At 58.2% G+C, this 20,300-nt stretch carries 22 protein-coding genes and 3 pseudogenes; 13 read left to right on the top strand and 12 right to left on the bottom strand.

Annotation, left to right across the window (positions count from 1 at the left end):
• A pseudogene (locus B0G57_RS07735) lies at positions 1–146 on the bottom strand (IS66-like element accessory protein TnpA); the annotation flags it as partial.
• Between the two features lie 108 nt (positions 147–254).
• Positions 255–631 (bottom strand): annotated as a pseudogene (locus B0G57_RS31630) (IS21 family transposase); the annotation flags it as partial.
• 408 nt (positions 632–1,039) lie between these two features.
• Between B0G57_RS31630 and B0G57_RS31625 the strand changes: the two are divergent.
• Genes B0G57_RS31625 through B0G57_RS07720 form a run of 4 tightly spaced genes read left to right on the top strand, consistent with a single transcriptional unit; the run spans position 1,040 to position 3,252 of the window.
• Positions 1,040–1,408 (top strand): hypothetical protein, encoded by a 369-nt coding sequence (locus tag B0G57_RS31625; protein ID WP_233215970.1) that lies wholly within the window; start codon positions 1,040–1,042, stop codon positions 1,406–1,408.
• Entirely contained in the window at positions 1,408–1,809 is a 402-nt protein-coding gene (locus B0G57_RS31620; protein ID WP_223258645.1) for a transposase family protein, read from the top strand. Before B0G57_RS31625 ends, B0G57_RS31620 begins: the two co-directional genes overlap by 1 nt.
• Positions 1,793–2,551, top strand: a complete 759-nt coding sequence (locus B0G57_RS31615; RefSeq protein WP_223258644.1) for a hypothetical protein — start codon at positions 1,793–1,795, stop codon at positions 2,549–2,551. Before B0G57_RS31620 ends, B0G57_RS31615 begins: the two co-directional genes overlap by 17 nt.
• Positions 2,551–3,252 (top strand): GntR family transcriptional regulator, encoded by a 702-nt coding sequence (locus tag B0G57_RS07720; RefSeq protein ID WP_102607072.1) that lies wholly within the window; start codon positions 2,551–2,553, stop codon positions 3,250–3,252. Before B0G57_RS31615 ends, B0G57_RS07720 begins: the two co-directional genes overlap by 1 nt.
• A 262-nt stretch (positions 3,253–3,514) precedes the next feature.
• Here the strand turns inward: B0G57_RS07720 and B0G57_RS30855 are convergent.
• The 6 genes and pseudogenes from B0G57_RS30855 to B0G57_RS07700 all read right to left on the bottom strand — a co-directional run.
• Positions 3,515–3,852, bottom strand: a pseudogene (locus tag B0G57_RS30855) (transposase); the annotation flags it as partial.
• Between the two features lie 89 nt (positions 3,853–3,941).
• Positions 3,942–4,778: a class I SAM-dependent methyltransferase gene (locus B0G57_RS30850; RefSeq protein ID WP_146013353.1), complete on the bottom strand. Its 837-nt coding sequence runs from the start codon at positions 4,776–4,778 to the stop codon at positions 3,942–3,944.
• A 551-nt stretch (positions 4,779–5,329) separates the two neighbouring features.
• Positions 5,330–5,866 carry an N-formylglutamate amidohydrolase gene (locus tag B0G57_RS07715; protein ID WP_102607071.1) on the bottom strand — a complete coding sequence of 179 codons (537 nt, stop codon included), beginning with the start codon at positions 5,864–5,866 and terminating at the stop codon, positions 5,330–5,332.
• Positions 5,867–5,875: 9 nt separating this feature from the next.
• The gene (locus tag B0G57_RS07710; protein ID WP_102607116.1) at positions 5,876–6,862 is read right to left on the bottom strand and encodes a LysR family transcriptional regulator; all 987 of its coding nucleotides are present in this window, start codon (positions 6,860–6,862) and stop codon (positions 5,876–5,878) included.
• A gap of 47 nt (positions 6,863–6,909) precedes the next feature.
• Positions 6,910–7,662: a maleate cis-trans isomerase family protein gene (locus B0G57_RS07705; protein ID WP_102607070.1), complete on the bottom strand. Its 753-nt coding sequence runs from the start codon at positions 7,660–7,662 to the stop codon at positions 6,910–6,912.
• Between the two features lie 78 nt (positions 7,663–7,740).
• Positions 7,741–8,445, bottom strand: coding sequence for a GntR family transcriptional regulator (locus B0G57_RS07700; protein ID WP_102607069.1), 705 nt, complete (start codon positions 8,443–8,445; stop codon positions 7,741–7,743).
• Between the two features lie 370 nt (positions 8,446–8,815).
• Between B0G57_RS07700 and B0G57_RS07695 the strand changes: the two genes are divergently transcribed.
• Genes B0G57_RS07695 through B0G57_RS32245 form a run of 8 tightly spaced genes read left to right on the top strand, consistent with a single transcriptional unit; the run spans position 8,816 to position 16,257 of the window.
• A complete protein-coding gene (locus B0G57_RS07695) occupies positions 8,816–9,958 on the top strand; it encodes a M24 family metallopeptidase (RefSeq protein WP_102607068.1) in 1,143 nt (380 codons plus the stop codon).
• A 5-nt stretch (positions 9,959–9,963) separates the two neighbouring features.
• Complete coding sequence (locus B0G57_RS07690) at positions 9,964–10,173, top strand: hypothetical protein (RefSeq protein WP_102607067.1); 210 nt, start codon at positions 9,964–9,966, stop codon at positions 10,171–10,173.
• Positions 10,170–11,513, top strand: a complete 1,344-nt coding sequence (locus B0G57_RS07685) for an amidase (protein WP_102607066.1) — start codon at positions 10,170–10,172, stop codon at positions 11,511–11,513. The genes B0G57_RS07690 and B0G57_RS07685 overlap by 4 nt, the downstream gene beginning before the upstream one ends.
• A gap of 51 nt (positions 11,514–11,564) precedes the next feature.
• The gene (locus B0G57_RS07680) at positions 11,565–12,647 is read left to right on the top strand and encodes an ABC transporter substrate-binding protein (protein ID WP_102607065.1); all 1,083 of its coding nucleotides are present in this window, start codon (positions 11,565–11,567) and stop codon (positions 12,645–12,647) included.
• Positions 12,648–12,657: 10 nt separating this feature from the next.
• A complete protein-coding gene (locus B0G57_RS07675; RefSeq protein ID WP_102607064.1) occupies positions 12,658–13,812 on the top strand; it encodes an ABC transporter ATP-binding protein in 1,155 nt (384 codons plus the stop codon).
• 2 nt (positions 13,813–13,814) lie between these two features.
• Positions 13,815–15,089, top strand: coding sequence for an ABC transporter permease (locus B0G57_RS07670; protein ID WP_102607063.1), 1,275 nt, complete (start codon positions 13,815–13,817; stop codon positions 15,087–15,089).
• A gap of 2 nt (positions 15,090–15,091) precedes the next feature.
• The gene (locus B0G57_RS07665) at positions 15,092–15,946 is read left to right on the top strand and encodes an ABC transporter permease (protein WP_102607062.1); all 855 of its coding nucleotides are present in this window, start codon (positions 15,092–15,094) and stop codon (positions 15,944–15,946) included.
• Positions 15,947–15,975: 29 nt separating this feature from the next.
• Entirely contained in the window at positions 15,976–16,257 is a 282-nt protein-coding gene (locus tag B0G57_RS32245) for an N-formylglutamate amidohydrolase (RefSeq protein ID WP_332888231.1), read from the top strand.
• Positions 16,258–16,376: 119 nt separating this feature from the next.
• Here the strand turns inward: B0G57_RS32245 and B0G57_RS07655 are convergent, their stop codons facing one another.
• The 4 genes from B0G57_RS07655 to B0G57_RS07640 all read right to left on the bottom strand — a co-directional run bounded on the left by B0G57_RS07655 (position 16,377) and on the right by B0G57_RS07640 (position 19,911).
• Positions 16,377–17,306 carry an electron transfer flavoprotein subunit alpha/FixB family protein gene (locus tag B0G57_RS07655; RefSeq protein WP_102607061.1) on the bottom strand — a complete coding sequence of 310 codons (930 nt, stop codon included), beginning with the start codon at positions 17,304–17,306 and terminating at the stop codon, positions 16,377–16,379.
• Positions 17,307–18,056 (bottom strand): electron transfer flavoprotein subunit beta/FixA family protein, encoded by a 750-nt coding sequence (locus tag B0G57_RS07650; RefSeq protein WP_102607060.1) that lies wholly within the window; start codon positions 18,054–18,056, stop codon positions 17,307–17,309.
• A 27-nt stretch (positions 18,057–18,083) separates the two neighbouring features.
• A complete protein-coding gene (locus B0G57_RS07645) occupies positions 18,084–18,644 on the bottom strand; it encodes a HutD family protein (protein WP_158256608.1) in 561 nt (186 codons plus the stop codon).
• Positions 18,645–18,723: 79 nt separating this feature from the next.
• Positions 18,724–19,911, bottom strand: a complete 1,188-nt coding sequence (locus tag B0G57_RS07640) for an NAD(P)/FAD-dependent oxidoreductase (RefSeq protein ID WP_102607058.1) — start codon at positions 19,909–19,911, stop codon at positions 18,724–18,726.
• A gap of 179 nt (positions 19,912–20,090) precedes the next feature.
• On the opposite strand from B0G57_RS07640, the gene B0G57_RS07635 reads away from it, so the two are divergent.
• Positions 20,091–20,282, top strand: coding sequence for a hypothetical protein (locus tag B0G57_RS07635; RefSeq protein ID WP_146013352.1), 192 nt, complete (start codon positions 20,091–20,093; stop codon positions 20,280–20,282).
• Positions 20,283–20,300: the final 18 nt, after the last annotated feature.

Raw genomic sequence — 20,300 nt, 5'->3', positions numbered from 1 at the left:
TTCAACGCCAGTCCGGCAATTGACGCGCCCGGCTGCAGGCAGGCGTCAATCAGCTTGCGCTTACCCTCAGCGTCAAACTTGCGCTTGCCTGCCGCCGTCACGCCGGTCACCCGCAGGGGAAGGAAATCAACTTCGTTCTGTGTCATCGGTTGCGTCCGCAAGTTGTAGTTGCGGACGCAAGCCTGCGCTCGTTCAGCTTCCGATTCTAGGTGCGCTTAAATTCGCGCTTACGAAAATTGCATGACCATTGACAGCTGCGGGAAGAAGATCTCCTGGCCGGGGCCTTCCAGCGCGCGCCATTGGCTGACGCGCCGCTCGAGCCTACGCCGCATGCTGTCAGGAAACAGGCCGGGAATGCGCCTCCTGCAGCTTGCTCAGCAGCGTGATGGCCTTGAGCCGAGGCGCGTGGCGCAGCAATGGCACCACCTCGCTCTCACGGACTTCTGAATGGATCGGATCGAGTGTGCCATGTGCGCGGTGGCTTCTGCGACGGCAGACGGCCGTCATGCTCGATGCGCCGGGCCGTGTGAACGCTCATACCCGCCATGGCCGCGGCGACTTGCTGAGTGTGATGTTTGCGCTTGCTCATATATAGTCGGACCTGATGGTCCGTCACGTAGGTCCCGGGCATGGCTGTTCGCTTCTTATTCGATGCGATCAGCCATCGTAAAACCCCGCTCTTCCGGCGCCGCCGGTAGCTCGTCGTCTCCGGCGGCCAAGGTAATTGTCAAAGGACCGGCGCATTGACTCAGGTTTTTTGTTACCGAGCTAGGCTCGTTGCCTCAAGTATTTTTGCTACTCGTCAGACGGCTGGCGAGGGCGACTTGTGACGAGGCGGCTCAGCATGAGAACAAGACGGGAATTGACTGAGGCAGTTGGCGAGCGGTACCGCCGCTCCGACCGGAACGAGAAGCGCCAGATCCTGGACGAATTCGTTGAATTGACGGGCTACCACCGTAAACACGCGATCCGTGTGCTGTGCCGAGAGCCGCAGCCGCCGAGGGCGAAGCCAGGCCCGCAACGACGCTATGACGATGAGGTGCGTGCCGCGCTGATCACGCTGTGGGAGGCGGCCGACCGGATCTGCGGCAAACGGCTGAAGGCGCTCATCCCGACGCTGATCGACTCGATGACACGGCATGGTCATCTGTCACTATCGAAGGGCGTGCGCCAGCGGCTCGCGCAGATCAGCGCCGCTACCATTGATCGGCTGTTGCAGGATGTGCGGCGCAAGCCTTCAGCGGCCAGCGCCGACGCGCTGGCGGAGTCGGCAATGCGATTCGCCGTGCAGTGCCGATCAGGACCTTCACTGACTGGAACGATCCGCTGCCCGCTTATCTGGAGGTCGATTTCGTTGAGCATTGCGGTGGCACGAAGATTGACGGCGATTTCGTACACAGCTTTGTGATGACGGATATCGCAACCGGCTGGACCGAGTGTCTTGCTATGCCGTTTCGCAGCGGCGCTTTCGTTCTCGAGCACATCGCCTTACCGATTCCTTTGCGTGGTCTGGACTACGATAACGGTAGTGCTTTCATGAACGAGGCGGTCTTTGACTTCTGCAAGGCAAAGGGTATCGAGCTGACGCGGTCGCGTGCGTATAAGAAAAACGATCAGGCGTGGGTCGAGCAAAAGAATGGCGCCGTCGTACGTCGCCTCGTCGGGTGCGGCAGGCTACGAGGCCTCGAAGCCACCGAGACGCTTGCCTCCCTTTATCAAGTGTCGCGGCTGTATATCAACTTCCTTCCAGCCGTCATTCAAACTGAAATCGAAGACGCGTCACGGCGCCAAAGTGACCAAGCGCTATGAGGCGCCGTTGACGCCGCTCGAGCGCGTCCTGCGGTCCGCCTCTATTCCCGAGGCAACCAAACGCAGCCTGCGTACGCGGTTTCGTACGCTCGCACAACAGCGCGTCGCAGATTGGAGCGCTTCCAGTGGTGTGCCGACGGAAATGAAGTCAGCCAGTGAGGTACCACTCGCGGACTTCCTGTCGAGTCTTGGGACAGCGTGGCAAGCGGGGGAAATTCGACCGACGCATCACCGCCAAGCGCGTGTTCCGCATGGATTCATTGGATCTGCTGCGTCGAATGCGCGAAGCACACTTGGCCGAAAATCCCAACAATGGCTCGAAACCGAGCCAGGCATCACGGCAAAACAGCTACACGAGCGCCGCCGCCATGGCTCCCACCCTGTATTCCGGCGCTCAATTGCGCACCCTGAGCGCCGGGTCAAAGCGTGGCGATCAAATCGAGCGAGAGAACTGGTGACCCGGATACTCAGCGGCGCCGACGCCGAAGCGGTGAAGGCTGACGCTGCTACGCAGCTCGCGAGCGGGCGCGCACAATTTTTGCGTCGTTTTGGTATTGAAAGATCAGGGGCCATCGACGTTTCACCGACTTTCTTCCAAGAGACGTTGCAGACCGCGCGCGGGATGGGCGCGCTGGGCGCCGCGCTAAGTGAAGTATGTACGGTTGACGACAACCGGTTTTGGATTAATCAGTGCATTACTAACAATTTCCCGGCAGCCGGTCGCTCCGGGGGAGGTCTTTGATGGCACGCGTTGCAAGAACAAAGCTGTCAAGTGCTGGCACCGTGGGCAAGGCATCAGCAGTCCGCTATCGGATGTCGGGGATTTACCAAACGTTGCGTGATCGGATCTGTACTCTTTATTATCCCCCCGGCACAGTACTAGGGGCGACGGCACTTGCGGAGGAATTCCAGGTCAGTCGCACACCAATCCGGCAAAATCTTCAGAAGCTCGAGTACGAAGGCCTCGTGGAAACAAGGAACGGCGTTGGTACGATAGTCAGCGGCGGTGACCTTCGAGAATACCGTGACACTTACGCATTCCAGCTGAGATTGAGTGAGATGCTCGGCGACTTCTGTTCTCCTGCACACGCTCCCAAAGCGCTCGAGCGGATGCAACGACTGGCCGTCGGAGCGAAGACGCTGCAACACCAGCAAGCGAGTCTCCAAGCATTCTGGCAAATCCTCCATGAGTTGCATTCGGTAATCAACGGTCTGATAACGAACGGAGAAGTTCGCCAAACGCATGATCGCTGTTACTTGCAAGCATCGCGCCTTCGGCTCAATATTGTGGCCATTTTATGGGACGAGGAGGTAAAGTACCTCAATTGGGAGCTGGAGGAGTGTTGCTCGGCGCTGCGCGCCAGGGACATGCGCGCTCTTGGACTAGTACAACGGAACTACATCTCATTCAGTCTCGCACGTATAGCCCGTTTCATCTCATAGTTCGCCGGGCAGGTCGGGGTAGCATTGATGGGTGCCGTAATGCCGGAGTTCAAAAGTGTCAAAATTTTCTTGTGCAAAGCCTACGAACGCATAACGGGTTGCGGATGCGGTCTCATTCTGGAATGGTCTTGCTCGAGCGATGCTTATAAAGGATTGCGAAACTGGCTTATGGCGGCCTTCTATTCATAGGCGGCGCAGCGCCATCCGGCGGTGATGGCTCGCGGCACCAGCCCAATCGTTTGGTCGCGGCATCTTCGCCAGGGCGTTCGCGCCGGGGAATTAGGATCGGCTGGAAAGTATCGTCACCGTCGCGTGGAACTTCCAGCCGTGGCGGACCGATACCAGTCGGCACGGTCTTGCCACTGCTGTTGTTGCGCTGGTTGATCGTATTGCGCGTCCGACTCGCGCCATTCGGATAGGCCAGATGGTGGCCAAGCTCCGCGCACAGGGCACGCTCGATGAGCGCCCCTTGAACGCGGCCGGCGCGAGCTGCACAGTCTCGGCGGTCATCGGACCCTTCAAGAACTGATCGATCAGTTCCTTCGGGATCGACGGCAGCGCTGGCTCGCCGGCGGAATCCAGATTCGGTTTGCGGGGCATGCGATGCTCGTTTTACGTGCGCTCTATTGCCTTGAATTAGAAATCAAGAGCGGGCTCGCAAAGCCTAAGAGGATCCACGGCGTTCTTTATTAGTTCTTCCCGGCGACGCTTTTTATTGCTTGCGTGACGAATTTAGCTTGCGGAACAACTGACCTGTCGTCATTGTGAATAACCATGCTTAGGTCATGACGCAAATAGTCTTCATGATTCTTGGGGGATATCCCGCGTTTCAATAATTGAAAGGAAAGATACTCTTTCCACGAGAAAGCATCGAAACTAAGGTGATGGCTTATGTGTTGCCGCTCTTTTGCGTGTGTAAGAACAATCCATTGGTGCCCCAGTGGGTGCGGAGCATCGATGAGAGCGAGGTCTAACCCGCATTCCTCGGCGAGCGAATTAAGAGTCGAACTCTTGTAATACTGAACTTCCGGATACGACCAGTCTGTATTCGTGCTGTCTGAATCTCCCGCGAGAAAAGCCGCCAAGAATTTCCCATGCGATCGCAGACTTCGCGATACTGATGTTAGGCATGTTTTAATTTGAGTTTTGCTCGCGTGCATAAAAATCCCGGCGGCAATTATGTAGTCGAACTGGCAATTGAATTCGGAGGCGCTAAAATCTGAATTAAATGAAAACTTGGGGCGCTTTAGGCTAATGAGCGCGGAACCAACTTCCGCCTCGATGCCTTGCCGAAGACACCATTCTTCTGGTTCGATGCCGAAATAACGATCGGAATTGAGGTATAGTAGAGGAAACCTGCCTCCACGAAGCGACCCACACCCGATATCCAATAAAAAGTGTTCTTCTCTCAATCCCAGTAGAAGCAATGTAACAAATTGTACGGCACCTAAGCGATCGTAATAATCAGGCGGACCTACCCAAGCGCGATGATCTCTATCCCCCATTACTTGTTCTTTCCTTGACATTTCGCGTTCCTCACAAGATGGTTCCCAACCATTTAGGCCTATCATTTTGGCCTGCCGTCAAAAGGGCCGATTCTATCGGCTGACAAACATTTCGTCTCGACGCTAGAGTCAAAAGCCATCCGGCGGCGGGGCCGTCGCCGCTGTCTGGAGTGACATCTAAACATCAGGCGTGACATCAGCAAAAAGCAAGAGCAGTGCCAAGGCGCGGCTCGGCCTGTCGTGGCCCGAAATGTCGAGAGCGGAGAGGAGATGTGCGGCTTGCGACGCGAGTGTTCGAAAGCCGACAAAGCTTCCGTGTTCGCGTGTTCGGATACGCGCAACGGCCTGGTCCGTCGGGCTGCTATTTTCGTACGCAGCGCCGGGAGCGCGCGTTGACGATGTAAGTTGACCGCCTCAGGCGCCGGATCGCCAGAGCGAAATCGAAAGCCGGATACCATAGGGTGATATGCTGAGTCACACAGAACTGGCGGCCTTACCGCATGGCCCCCATGCCTTGAGTGTCCCGCCACGAGTGGCCCGCACAGCCACATCGTCTACTGGGCGCTTACCTGTTACAGTGCGACTACCGCTTCCAATGCTCTCGAAACCATCTTCTGTAGCGTTGGTCCTACCGCTTGCGCCCGTTCCGGCACGAACGCAAACGGCGGCGCTTCCTCCATGTACGTGATCTGACACATTTCCAGTTGCACTGCATGAACCCCGTGTCGTGGAGCACCAAAGTGACGGGTGATGAAGCCGCCCTTGAAACGTCCGTTGGCAACCCACGGGTAGTTGCTCTCCTGAGCGGCATTGACCGTCGCTTGCAGAACGGTTTCCGCTGCTGTTCGGCCGTCCTGCGTGCCAATGTTTAGCTCCGGCAACTTGCCCTCGAACAGACGGGGCAGGACGCTTGCGATGGAGTGCGCTTCCCATAAGAGCACGTTAGCGTGATTCTTGCGAAGTCGCGAAAGATGCCAATCGGTATCGGCGACTGTCAACGCCGCCTCCGTGTACTGATTTCGAAGAGCGTCGGGAATGTAAGTGCCGAGATGCGGAATAGAGATGAGAAGCGGGGCGTGTCCGCGCGTCAGCGTGTAGAGATCGCTCATGAAAGTCTTCTAGTTCACCAGTTTCGAAAGCAATGCGTCCGCCGGTAGCTGGGGCAAACTGCAGGCGAGTGCGGGACAGATTAGTTCATCCAACACCCGAGCGGTGAGCGAAGAGATATGTTCCGCGAACTCAACCCACTCCCCCTGCCTGTGCAGGATGAAAAACTCTCGTCTACTGAGTCGCCCTGTCGGGAGCGAAAAAACGGCGATGTCACTAAGATAGTGCCGTGCCTGCCACAGACAAAGCGGAGTCGAAATTGCAAATCCAAGATTTGCGCTGACCAGACTGAGCATCGGATCGGTGGCGTCGAATTCGTATCGACGCGGACTGCTGATCCCCAGATGTCGTGCCAGACGTTCAACCTGCTGCCCAATCACCGATCGTGCTGTATACCGTATCAACGGCAGTTCAGCAGCCAATTGCCGCCAATGTGAATCTTTTTGAGAGCGCCCATCAAGCCAGCGGCGAGAGGCCACCGCCAGAAACGCCTCCGAGAGAAGCGGGAGCTCGACAATGCGGTGGTTATTGATTGCCGTCTGCGTGCACACAACAACATCGACTTCACCGTTGTGTATTTGTCCGGAAAGCGCCGGCGTGAGCCCGGACCACATCTCGATCTGGCGAGTTGAGCTGGACATCGCGCGGACGATCTCCGGCCCGACGGTCGCCGCGAACGAATCGACGCATCCGAGGCGTACAGGCAGGCTGCCCGCGAGCGAAGCATCCCTGATCCGGCCGCTAACAGCATGCGCATGCTGGAGCAGTGGACCGGCAAGTTCCAACAGGGCACGCCCAGCCAGATTAGGACGCGGTGGACGGCTGTCCCGGTCGAACAGATCCGTACCTTGCTCTCGCTCCAGAGCGGCAACGGATTGACTTACCGCGCTTTGGCTGACCTGAAGGTGCTTCGCGGCTGCGGTCATCGAGCCGGTCTCACACACGACAACGAACGCTTCCAAGGCACGAAGATCGATAGGTGACCGAGTACGTTTCATTGCTGCTCCCAGCACTTGGGGCTTCTGCACCGCGTTTCGGCAAATACTCAGTACAACGAAAGAAGCCGACCAAACCCGTAGATACGGTCCGGCAACCCTGCAAGCCTCATGACGTCCCAGGCGACAGCCTGATTGCTGGTGATGACTGGCTTCCCAGTCCGCTGTTCGATCTCCTCGATGACTTCGATCGATCTGAGTGCCCCGCAGCTGATGAAGATCGCGTCGGCGTCTGGCCGATCCAAAAAAAGCGCCATTTGGACGATGCTGTCAGGCGTGACTCGCACCATATCGCTGTCTTTCTCTAGTTGGAGGCCATGGATAGCCAATACTTCAAAGCCCGCGTTTTCCAGATAGGACCTTTCCATGACATTGATCTCGTCGAGGTAAGGCGTACCGATAACGATCCGTCTGGCACCGACGGCACGAAGTCCGCGAATCACCGCGGTGATCATGCTTGTGGTCTTCGCATTTGGAGCGCCACGGTTCAGTTCGGCGAAAACTTTCTTTTCGCCGACGACCAGACTACCGGAGGTGCAACCGTAGCAGATAACGTCGAGACTGCCGTCAGGAAGGATTCGAGCCGCTGCATCAGCAAGGCTGGATGCAATGTTATCGAGGGACTCCCTCGTAATGCTGTCAGGATTAGGGACCCTTGTGAAATGGATACCTACTCCCTTCGGGAGTAAGGTGAACATGTCATCTTCGATCGTCTGCTCGGTCGCAAGCAGCACAAATCCAACTTTTGCGCGGTCATGGCGGCCACCATCAAGCTTGGCTTCGAATCCGGTATTGCCAGTCATGATAAGGACTCCTATCTATCAAAAAACGCGTGCTTGTCGACATAGTCGACAAGCTGACGAAGTCACGGATGTGACCGATTAGCCGGTTATGAATCGTGCGATGCGAGCCAATCCGAAGGAAATGTAGTTGCGCTGCACTAGGCCCAAGGCGCGCATGTCTGCCGCGCGGAGTGCCCGGCAGCACTCTTCCAATTCACGATTCAAATACTCGATTTCTTCTTCCCAAAGATCGCTAACGAAGTTGTACCAGACACGTGATGCCTGAAAATAGCACCGGTCATGCGTCTGTCGCAGTTCTCTGTTTCTGATCAGTTCGTTGATCGAGAAATGTAGTTCGTGAAGGATTGCCCAGAATTCGTCGAAGTTGCGAGAGGCGTTCGATAGCGCCGCAGCGCGCGGAATCAGCCGCTCGATGCGCTCAAGCGCCTGCGGAGCATCGGTTGGCGAACAAAAGTCACCCAGCATCTCGCTCAGCCTCAACCGAAAGTTGTAGGTATCACGGTAATCTCGAAAATCAACGCCGCTCACGATCGTACCGACGCCGTTTTTTGTTTCAACGAGACCTTCGTACTCGAGCCGCTGCAGAACCTGACGAATAGGCGTGCGGCTGACTTCGAATTCTTCCGCAAGCACGGTCTCTCCCAGCACTGTACCTGGCGGATAGTGGAGGCTACAGATGCGATCGCGCAATGTCCGATAGATATCCGGCGTCTGGCCGCGAACTGCTGGCGCTTTCGAGGTGGGCCGCGGAGCTTGCCCCTTGAGTTTGACCACGCGTGCCATTGAAAAATCCTTCACAAGTGTCGATGCGGTAGTCGGCGCGCCACCCAGTTATGGCGGCGCTCATGCCGGCCAATGATAGACGTCATCAGTAGCTTTCTGCAACCTGTACACAGCTTAGCACGGTTTGCGAACAAGGGGAAACTTTGCGTGATGGCATCGGCCGGCGGTTACGTCGCGCGGAGGGGGGCGCAGGGTGGGTCGTGATGTGTTGTAAGTCGCTGAATAAAAGCCGGAACTGTCGATGTCGTCCAATTTCTTCGGAAAGGAAAGCGTAGGGCGACCCTAGCGAAGATGCCACTTGACATGCCAAATTGGTGCTCCTAGAGTCGAGCTGTGTACTTGTTGCATACAGCTAACAACAGGAGGACATGTGGACGAATATGCTGGCCGGGTGGGCAACCTGCGTGACGCGCTGCGTCGCGCCCGTATCGATGTGGCGTTGATTAGCGATCCAGACTCAGTGGCCTACTTCGGGGGTTTCTGGAACTACCTGGGTGTTGAATTTGGCCGCCCTACGCTGATGGTGATCTCTCAGGATCGTGAGCCGGTCTTGATCACGCCGTTGATGGAATCCGAGATGTGCGGTCTGATGACCTGGGTCAAAGATATCCGCCCCTGGGCCGATGGTATCGATGATGAATGGCGAAAGCCGCTGCGAGAGGTACTGCAGGCTTCGAAGGCAAAGCGCGTGGGGATCGAGCGCGCGAAAATGCCGCCGCTCGTTGCGGGTGCACTTCCCGTTGAGGCCGACAGCCTGGCCGATGTTGGGCAGATCATCTTTGACCTCAGGACGATCAAGTCTGAAAACGAAATCGCGGTCATGCGGCAAGCCGGGCAGGTGGCTGTTGCGATGGTCGAGGCGGCCAAGGAAGTCATCCGGGAGGGCGTGCCGGAGTACGAGATTGCACTGGCAGTCATTGCTGGGGGAACCCGAAAAGCCGCTTCGTTCCTCGATGAACACAAGGATAGATTCGTTTCGCCGACGATCTACAACCTTCAAATCCTCCAGTCCGGACGTGATGTCTGTCTTGTGCACCGTCGATCCTCGGTTCGCGCACTGAAGCGCGGCGACCCGGTCTATCTGTGCTTTTGCGGCATCGCCAACTTCAAGAACTACAAGCTCGGCTTCGACCGGGAGTTCTTCGTCGGATCAGTGACTGACGAGCAAGCTCGAGTGTATGAGGCCGCCGTGGCGGCGCAGCAAGCCGCACTCGCGCAGATCAGGCCGGGTGTGCGCTGTGAAGATGTCAACGCTGCCGCTGAAGAGGTCTATCGGGACGCGGGATTCGCCCCGGGATATCGGACCGGGCGCTCGATAGGCTACTCGTTCCTCGAGACTCCGGAACTCAAGCGCGGCGAGCAGCGGACCCTGGAAGCAGGTATGACTTTCGCAGTTGACGGCGGCATCACGATCGAAGGAGAGTTCGGCGGGCGAGTAGGAGACTCGATCGTTGTGACGGCAGATGGATTCGAATATCTGACCGATTATCCGCGCAAACTGACGGTGGTGTGAGCGCCATGGACGATCCGATTACTCTCAGAACACTGATTGCGATAAATCGCGAGTTCTTCGGCAGTCGTTGGAGCGAGAAAGATCTCGAAGAGCTGGTCAACCCGCGTTTTGGCGTCGTCTCGGATCTGTCCAGCCTGCTAGAGCAGCTGTCAGCAATCCGGGCAAAAGATCTTGCTGACCAAGCCCCGTACTGGATCATGGAGTGTCAGCCATGAAGCCAACGAACGGCAACACCCTGAGGGGCATTTCCAAGGCGCTTTCGCGTGGAGATGTCACAGCCTTGGAGGTTGTTGATCACAGCCTCGCGCTCGCGGAAGCGACCAATGCGCTGCTCAAGAGCCTGATCACGGTGACCGGTGATCGCGGCCGCGCTCAGGCAAGATCGGCCGATGAGCGCCGGCAACTTGGTAGGCGGCGGGGAATACTCGACGGTATCCCGTACGTGGCGAAAGATGTATTCAAAACTGGAGGGATCCGGACAACGGCGGGAAGCAAGGTATTGGCTGACTACTATCCGCACGAAGATGCCGTTGTCGTTCGGAAGCTGGCGGGAGCGGGAGCAGTCCTCGTTGGAAAAGCGAACATGCACGAGTTCGCCTATGGTGCGACAGGGGAGAATCAGTTCACCGGCACGACGGTGAACCCATGGGATCAACGGCGCTTGGCGGGGGGCTCCAGCGGTGGCTCAGCAGCTGCTGTCGCAGCCGGAATCGTTCCTTTTGCGTTAGGTACTGATACAGGAGGATCAGTGCGTGTGCCCGCAGCATTGTGCGGGGTAACAGGCTTCAAACCGACGTTCGGACTGTTGGACGCTACTGGCGTTATTCCGTTCTGCTGGACGCTTGACCATGTGGGCGTCATCGCCGGGAATGCGGATGACGTCTCTGTGGTGATCGACTCGCTGACGGATCTGCCGGTCTTCGGGACGGATGGCTCGCTGGATTCCCTTCGTATCGGAATTCCACGCGGCTGGACTTCTGCTCTCGAACCTGGGGTTCGAGCCGGATATGAACTCGCAGTTGCCTTTCTAAGGGCGTCCGGCGCTACTTTCCACGAGATCGAGCTGCCGGAACATGCTGAATCTCGGACCGTATCTCTCACGATTCAACTGGCCGAAGCTTTGGCGTATCACTCGCCATTGATCGCGTCGTCGGGTGAGCAGTATGGGCCCGATATCCGCAGCGGCTTCGTCCTGGGTCAGCAGTTGTCGGCCGAAAGCTATGTGCAATGCCAACGGCTGCTGAGCGGGTATCGGGCGTCGTTCATGCGGCATTTCGAGGCCATTGATGCCATCCTCACTCCCACATGTCCGGTCGTCGCGCCTGAGACAGGCAGTAGCCGGATACCGGTCGGGGATCAGCTTCTCCCGATCGGTAACGCACTGACGCTTTTTACATCCTTTTTCAATCTGGTCGGCGCACCGGCCGTAGCACTGCCTGCCGGCACCGATGACAAGGGATTGCCAGTCAGTGTGCAACTCATCGGAGCACCCGGCAAGGACGTAGCGATTCTTGAACTTGCACGACATCTTGAACAGGCACTGGCGCGAACGTAAACGTGGCAGCTCTGTAGCGATTTCACTTCAACGCAATGTAAAGGGGTTAGTATGCAAATCCGCAAAACACAGAAGCACGCTCGGACCTGTCTTTTCGTCTTGCTGAGCGCGATTCTTCCTGTTACGTCCGCCAGTGCACAGCAACTGGTCGTCGCTTCGTTCGGTGGTGCGTATACCGCAAGCCAGTCGAAGGCCTTCTTTGAGCCGTACTCCGCAAAGACCGGGACCAAAGTCCTTCCCGCCGACTACAACGGCGGGCTGGCAGAGCTTCGTTCGCAGGTGCAGGCGGGGTCCGGTGCGTGGGACGTAATCGATCTTGAATTCCAGGATGCCGCCCGCGCATGCGACGAAGGACTGATTGACCCGATAAAGCCGAGCTCGCTTCCAAACGGTCAGGATGGCAAGCCCGCGTCTTCCGACTTCGTGCAGGGTTCCCTGATGGACTGCGGCGTCGGAACGATCCTCTGGTCGAACGTCATTGCGTATGACAAGCGCAAGTTCACCGGGGCGCAGCCTACAACAATTGCCGACTTCTTTGATCTGAAGCGGTTCCCGGGCAAGCGCGGGCTAAGCAACAAACCGAACGGAAACCTCGAGTGGGCGCTCATGGCTGATGGCGTACCGCGAGACAAGGTTTACGCAACCCTGCGCACGCCGGCCGGCCTCGAGCGTGCGTTCAAGAAGCTTGACACTATCAAGGCCAACGCGATCTTCTGGGGGGCGCAGGCACAGTCCGTCCAGCTCCTCGCCGATGGAGAGGTCGTGATGACAGAAGGCGGCAATGGGAGATTCACGGACGCCATCACGAAGGACAAGAAGCCTTTCGGAATCCTTTGGCAAGGCCAGATCATCAACGGTGATGTGTTTGCTGTATCGAAGGCCAGTAAGAATAAAGCGGCCGCGCTCGATTTTATTCGCTTTGCAACTTCGGCGCCTCAGCTTGCTGCGCAGACGAAATACATCAGCTATGCCCCCGCGCGTCGTTCTGCATTGCCATTGGTGGACGCATCTCTGAGAGAGAATTTGCCGACATCACCTGCGAATCTGAAGGTCGGGCTCGCCAGCGACACGGCGTTCTGGAACGATGAACAGGACGAAATCAATCGCCGTTGGGCTGCGTGGATGGCCCGCTAAGAGGAACGTTATGAACATGCTAAACGTCTTCCACCAGCGAGAACGAGGGAACGCTGAGCGAGTCGATGCTGACCACGTTGTCTTCTCGCAGGTGGAGAAGAGCTACGATGGCAGTACCCACGTCGTCAAGTCACTCTCGCTATCGGTCAGGCGCGGCGAGTTCCTCACGTTACTGGGTCCGTCGGGTTCAGGAAAAACGACGACGCTGATGATGCTTGCAGGCTTCGAGGCGCCCACTGCGGGGACCATTAGCATTGGTGGCGTGGACCTGACCACGACGCCACCCCATAAGCGAGGTATCGGCATGGTGTTCCAAAACTATGCCCTGTTTCCTCACATGTCGATTGCAGATAACGTGGCGTTTCCCTTGGTCGCAAGGAAGATGTCAAAGAGCGAGATCGGCGAGCGCGTAACCCGGGCCTTGCAGATGGTCAAGATGCAGAATTACGCGTCGCGGCGGCCCGCGCAGCTTTCAGGGGGACAGCAGCAGCGTATTGCGCTGGCTCGAGCGCTGGTATTCGAGCCAACTCTTGTCTTGATGGACGAGCCGCTTGGCGCACTGGACAAACAGCTTCGCGAGCACATGCAGACCGAAATCAAGCACCTGCATAAGATGCTGGGCGTAACGGTCGTGTATGTAACCCACGATCAGGACGAAGCCTTGGCGATGTCCGATCGGGTCGCGATTTTCAACAATGGAGCGATCGAACAGATCGGGCCGCCCACTGAGATTTATGAATCGCCGAACACAGAGTTTGTGTCGCGGTTCGTGGGTGACAACAACCTTCTGGAAGGCGTCGTAGACGAATGTTATGCGTCCGACAGCGGGAACTACCGCGCGAAGATCACGCACGGCGCTTGCCGATTCGAAGCGTTGGCGAGCAAGCCACTGGTGGCGGGTACGCGTGTCACCCTTGTATTGCGGCCGGAAAGGGTATCGCTGGCAGGCCAGGACGGAGCGCTCGAGAATCAGGTGAGTTCTCAGATCGTAGAGTCGACGTATTTCGGCGATCACGTCCGCTTGACATGTCGAATCCCGGGCGGCAACGAGATCACAGTGAAGCTGGCGAACACGTCGAGCCTGGGTTCGCTCCAGGCCGGGCAGACGTTGCCTATCGGCTGGCGCTCGGCTGATAGCCGTGCACTACTGGCAGTAGGAGCATAGCGATGAGCCCGATGACTATGGCGGAGACGCACAACCGGGACGCTTCATTTCAGCAACAGTGGGGCGCCGCTTTGAAAACGCGAGTTCAAAAAGCACGACGGCGCGAGACACGTAAGTCGATGCTACTAGTCGCGCCCGTGATTCTGTTCCTCGTGCTGACCTTCCTCGTGCCAATCGCCAAGATGTTTCAGGTCAGTATCTATGATCCGACATTGCGCGATCTTCTGCCAAATACGGCTCGTACGCTCGATGGCGGTTCGAAGGTGACAACAGGGAACCAGGTCTGGCAGAGCCTGGCTCGCGATCTCGTTACGGCCAGAGATCAGGGCAAGCTGGGCATTGTCGCGAGCCGACTGAACGCTGAGCGCCCAGGGCTGCGATCCGTCGTAGAACGTACTGCTCGGCGCGCCGCGGCTACTGACGATGCTCCTACCGGCCAGTGGTTCGCAAATATTGACCCGGCCTGGGGTGAACCGGAAATAATGCCCATGCTGGCGCGTGCTACACGCGCATTCACATTCGACAACTATCTCTCGGCGTTAGACTTCCGCCGCAATGAAAAAGGAAGTATTGCCTCCCAACCGCAGGATGAGCGGATTTATCGGTCTTTATATTTGAAGACCTTTGGGGTGGCTATCGCCGTAACGATTCTTTGCGGCGTAATGGGCTATCCGATCGCTTACCTGATGGCGACGAGCTCGAAGGCAACCGCGAACAGACTGATGATCCTGGTGCTGGTTCCATTCTGGACGTCCATGCTGGTTCGGGTTACCGCATGGATGGTGCTGCTGCAGTCCCAAGGCGTCGTGAACGATCTTCTCGTGCTCGCTGGCGTGGTAAATGAGAACAATCGCGTAATGCTGATCTACAACCTTACCGGCACCTTGATTGCGATGACACACATCCTGTTGCCGTTCTTCATACTTCCGCTTTACAGCGTGATGGTCGCGGTACCTCCCAGTTACATGCGGGCCGCACAATCGCTCGGTGCCGGACGGTTTAGCGCCTTTTGGAAGGTCTATTTCCCTATCACGCTCCCGGGGGTAGGGGCCGGCGCGCTGCTGGTTTTGATCTTGGCCCTTGGGTACTACATTACACCGGCTCTTGTCGGCGGACAGTCGGGACAGATGATCTCCAATATGATTGCTTTCAACATCCAGACCTCGCTCAACTGGGGTCTGGCCGCTGCACTGAGCATCGTGCTACTGGTTGTGGTGCTGGCCCTTTATTTCGTCTACAACCGTCTTATCGGTGCTGAAAACCTGAGGATGGGATAAGGATGAACGTTCATACTCAGCCGTTTCGCTCGCCCGTCGAGAAAGGATGGAACGTTATTTTTGTACTGATCTGCACGACGATCTTCCTTTTTCTTGTTGCGCCGATCCTGGTAATCATTCCGTTGTCCTTCAACGCCGAGCCCTATTTCACATTCACACGGGCAATGTTGCACTTGCATACCGATGCGTGGTCCCTTCGTTGGTATGACTCATTCTTCAGCAACCCTCGCTGGTTGCTTTCGGTGAGGAATAGCCTCGTCGTCGGCGTCGCGACTACCATGCTCGCGGCGTCAATCGGGACCGCGGCAGCGTTAGGTCTAAGGCAGCGCCTTCTGCCTGGCAGGTCGCTCATGATGAGCTTTATTCTTGCCCCGATGGTGGTGCCGACAATCGTTACAGGCGCCGGAACCTATTTCGTTTTCGCGAAAGTTGGCCTGGTCGACAATCTTTGGGGGCTGATTGCCGCGCATACTGCGCTCGGGATCCCATTCGTCGTAGTCACGGTCCTTGCTTCTGTCAGCGGCCTGGATCGATCGTTCGAAAGAGCCGGCGCGATCATGGGGGCGCCACCGTGGATGGTTTTCCGCAAGGTCACGCTACCGCTCATCATGCCGGGCGTAACGGCGGGCGCAGTCCTGGCGTTCATCACGTCTTTCGATGAGGTTGTTTTCGCGCTGTTTCTTTTACCAAGTCCGCAGTACTTCACATTGCCCCGGCAGATGTGGTCTGGCCTTCGCGAGCAAATCAGTCCCGCGATTCTGGCCGCGGCGACGCTCTGGATATTGCTGTCGTTGGTCATGATGTGGCTCGTCGGCGCCCTTCGTAAAAGAGCGGCGCTTGTGCGACGTTCGTCGTAGGCGCGCCCCGCGTCTCATCTCGGCGGGTAATCGTCGAATGCGGCAATTCACCGCTGCTCGTTCTGACTCCCCATGCGGACAGGCAGATCCAGCAAGATCTCATCCGTCTGCGAAGTGGGGAGGCGATGCGGGGGGGGGGCCTTGTGGACCCGGCTGGCGAAGCGGTCCGGGGAGTGGCACGAACCCTCGACGCGCCCTTGATTGGCGGGCTGTATCATCCGTGCGTGATCGATCTGAATGTTGAAGCGGACGATCTGGATCCTACGCCGCATTTTCAATCGGCTGCAGGGCTGCCCGTCCGACACAGTTGATGGCGAAGCGCTCTATGATGGAGACGTCGGGCACCCGCTTCGGGAACCATAGGCAATATGCGGGCGCAAGGGACGCCTCCTGAGACCGCGCCAGGAGGGCATCCTGCGAAAACTCCCCGTCAAATTCGACTCGTTATTTCTGGCAAGACGGCAAAAAGGTCGTCTACAAGGCCATAGTCGGCAACGCTAAAAATCGGCGCGTCCGCATCTTTATTGATGGCGACGATGACCTTGGAGTCCTTCATCCCGGCGAGATGCTGGATCGCGCCGGAAATGCCGACCGCGATATAAAGTTGGGGTGCGACAATCTTGCCGGTCTGTCCGACCTGCCAGTCGTTTGGCGCGAAGCCTGAATCCACTGCGGCGCGCGATGCACCTACTGCCGCGCCGAGCTTCTGCGCCAGCGGATCGAGTAGCGCGAAGTTGTCCGCGCTGCCCAACCCGCGCCCGCCCGATACGACGATGGGTGCCGACGTCAGGTCCGGCCGCTCGCTCTTTGCGACCTCGCGACGAACGAAGCGTGCGCGGCGCGTGCCTTCGCTGGCGTCGTGCGTTTCGATCGGCGCGCCGCCACCGTCCGAGAGCGCGGCATCGAATGCGGTCGTGCGAATCGTGGCAACTTTGATCGGGTCGTCGCATTGCACCGTGGCGATCGCGTTGCCCGCATAGATTGGGCGATCGAAGGTATCGCCCGAATGAATTGCGGTGACATCGGAAATTTGTGAGGCGTCGAGCTTCGCGGCGACACGCGGTGCGACGTTCTTGCCGAAGGCGGTCGCGCAGAACAGCACGTGCGTGTACGACGGCGCGAGCATCAGCACCTGCGCGGCGACGTCCTCGGCGAGACCGTCGGCGAGCTGCGGCGCGTCGATCAGGATCACCTTGTCGACGCCTTGTATCGCGGCGGCCGCTTTTGCGGCGGCGCCTACATCGTGCCCGACGACGAGCACGTGCACGCAGTTATTCAATTGCCGCGCGGCGTTTACCGTATGCAGCGTGGCGAGCTTCAGCACAGAGGCTTCATGGTCGGCAATGACGAGAGTGGTCATTCAGATTACCTTCGCTTCGTTTCTGAGTTTGTCAATCAGCGTGGCGACGTCAGGAACGCGCACGCCGGCCTTGCGCGCTGCCGGCTCGACGACTTTCAACGTCTTCAGACGCGGCGCCGGATCGACCCCGAGTTCGGCCGGCGTGAGCATACCTACCGGCTTTTTTCTCGCAGTGACGATGCTGGGCAGCGTCACGTAGCGCGGCTCGTTCAGGCGCAGATCGGTTGTCACGACAGCCGGCAGGTCCAGCTCGATCACTTCGAAGCCGCCGTCCACTTCACGCGTGACGGTTGCTGTATTGCCCTGAATTTCGATGGCGCTCGCAAACGTTGCCTGCGGCCAGTCGAGCAGCGCGGCGAGCAGTTGGCCTGTCTGTCCGGCGTCGTCGTCGATGGCCTGCTTACCAAGAATGACCATCTGCGGCTGCTCGCGTTCGACTGCTGCCTTCAGCAGTTTCGCGATCGCAAGCGGTTGCAACTCAACGTCTGTCTGAATGTGCAGCGCGCGGTCCGCGCCGATGGCGAGCGCCGTGCGCAGCGTTTCCACGCTCTGTGCCGGGCCGCAGGTTACTGCGATGACGTCGCTAGCGTGGCCGGCTTCCTTCAAGCGCGTCGCCGCTTCGACGGCGATTTCGTCGAACGGATTCATCGACATCTTCACGCTGTCGATATCGACGCCCGTCTGGTCTGCATTCACGCGAACCTTCACGTTGTAATCGACAACACGTTTAACTGCAGTCATGATCTTCATGCTTGCTTTCCTTTGCTCGGGAGAGAGTCAGCGTCCGCGCCGGCCGCCTGACACGGCTTCGATGATGACAAGCGCGCCGTATGGTGCAGGCGCATCTGGTGATGCTTCGATTGACACTTTGCCGTCGTCTTTGATATTCGACGGCGCAATATCGAGCGCAGGGCCGTCGGCGATTCGCGACGCGACGTGCACAGCGTCAAGAACAATCGCATCTGTGCTGTCTGTCGCGCAAACGATGCAACTGGCGCGCAGCGTCACAACAAGCGCGAAGCACCCGGTCTGCACATGCGCCGCTTCGTAGAGCGGCGTGATGCGCGCCCGGTATCGCCCGCGCGCGGCCATCGCGTTGAGCTTGACGACAGGGCCGTCGCGCAAGGTGGCGTGCCAGGTGGCGCCCCCGTCGTATTCGGAAGGGCGACCGGGTCGCAGTTCGACGCGCATCGTGCCGTCGTCTAGTGTGACGCCTGCACCTTCTATCACAAGCGACACGCGGGTCATGCCGGCGAACCGCGAGTATGGACCGTCGCGTTCGACATCCGCGAGACTGATGCGCCAGCCGCCGTCGACATCCTGCGCGAGCATCCGCATGGTTCCGCCGCCGTTGCGCCAAGGTTGCGATGCGAATGATGTGAGCGGCCGGATCGCAAGGCCGGCCGGTGCGTTCGCGTCAGGAGACGGCGCCGAGCCCATACTTGCCGGTCAGTAGCTTGCCGGTTGCGAAGCGTTCGATCGAATACGGTTCAAGCGATACATCCGTCTGCAGACCGAGCGCGTACTGCGCGAGGATCTTGCCGACCGTCGGCGAGAGCTTGAAGCCGTGACCCGAGAAGCCGTAGCCCACGACCAGACCTTCGATGCCCGGCAACGCACCGAGCACCGGATTCCAGTCCGGGGTCACGTCGTACACGCCCGTCCACGACGACGCGATGCCCGCAGTCTCGTAGGCGGGAAACCGCTCCGCGACTTGCGCGCCGACGTCGACGATGTAATCCATCGGAATGTCACCCTGTTCCGTGTCGGCAGTGTTCAGTTTTTCTCCGACCACGCCTTCGCTAACCAGCATCTGGTTGCCGCCGTAGCTGCGGTAATAGAGCATGCCTTCCGACGCGAGGTCCTTAAAGACGGGCATCGTGAATGTGTAGGGTGCTTCAGTACATTCGAGCGCAAGTACCGCGTGACGCTCCGGGGCGATCGGCAGCGCCTTGCCCGTCCAGCCGGCGAGTTCCGGCGTCCAAATGTTTTGCGTGCTGATGACGATGCCGGCCGCGAAATCGCCGGCGCTGGTCGATACGCCGACCACTTTTCCGTTTTCGATCAGCAACTTGTTGACGGCGACGTTTTCGCGGATCGTCACGCCGCCGCGACGCGCGGCGCGCGCAAAACCGGTCGCCGTGAGATAGGCGTCGGCGAAACCGGCTTCTGGTTCAAAGCCGATGAGCGCAGCGTCGTCGAAGGTCGCGATCGGCATGAGTTCTTGTGCTTCGCGCGCGTCGAGCAGTTCGAGCGGAATACCCTGCTGTTTCTGCTGATCAAGCGATGCGCGCAGCGGTTCAAGCTTGTCATCGTCGCTGGCGACGATCATGTAGCCGCATTTGACGAGGCCGCACGACGCTTCGTCATCTCCGAGATAGTTGGCGAAGTCGTTGAACACCGACCAGGACTTGCGCGCCAGTTCGACGTTTTCTTTCACCGAATAGTGCGTACGCAGGATTCCGGACGACTGAGACGTTGTGCCAGCGCCGATCGTCGCCCGGTCGAGTACCAGCACCTGCTTTGCGTCGAGCTTTGACAGGTGGAAGGCTACCGAGGTCCCGAGCACACCCGCACCTATCACGACAACATCGTACTTGTTCACGGACGCACCCTTTGTCAGATTGATGCGCCCAGTCTGCGCTCCAATGCGGAACTCAACGTTTGCATAAGCGATTCTGTTAATCGCCCATAAGTTGGAGATCAGGTGCGAGTGAGGTGATAGAAGCACTCTGATGCGTGGCAGTATGGCGCTCTAACATGCACTCGGGCGGGGGAGTCCAGATGCAAGAGATCGAAAGAGGTGCTTTCGTGGCGATGGCGGCGATCGCGATCGCTTTGTTAAGTTGCTTGGCCGCGCGACGTTTATTGCAGCTTTTCCTGTCACCGCCGCGCGCGGCAGTGATTTCAGAGGTGGTCGGACTCGCAATGCTCATTGCCTCATGTGCTTATTATTTTAGCGGTGGGCGAGGCTAGCAGCACCGCCAGTTTGTG

This window comes from Trinickia symbiotica (assembly GCF_002934455.1).
GTDB lineage: Bacteria > Pseudomonadota > Gammaproteobacteria > Burkholderiales > Burkholderiaceae > Trinickia > Trinickia symbiotica.
This window is presented reverse-complemented; position numbering and strand designations above follow the sequence as displayed.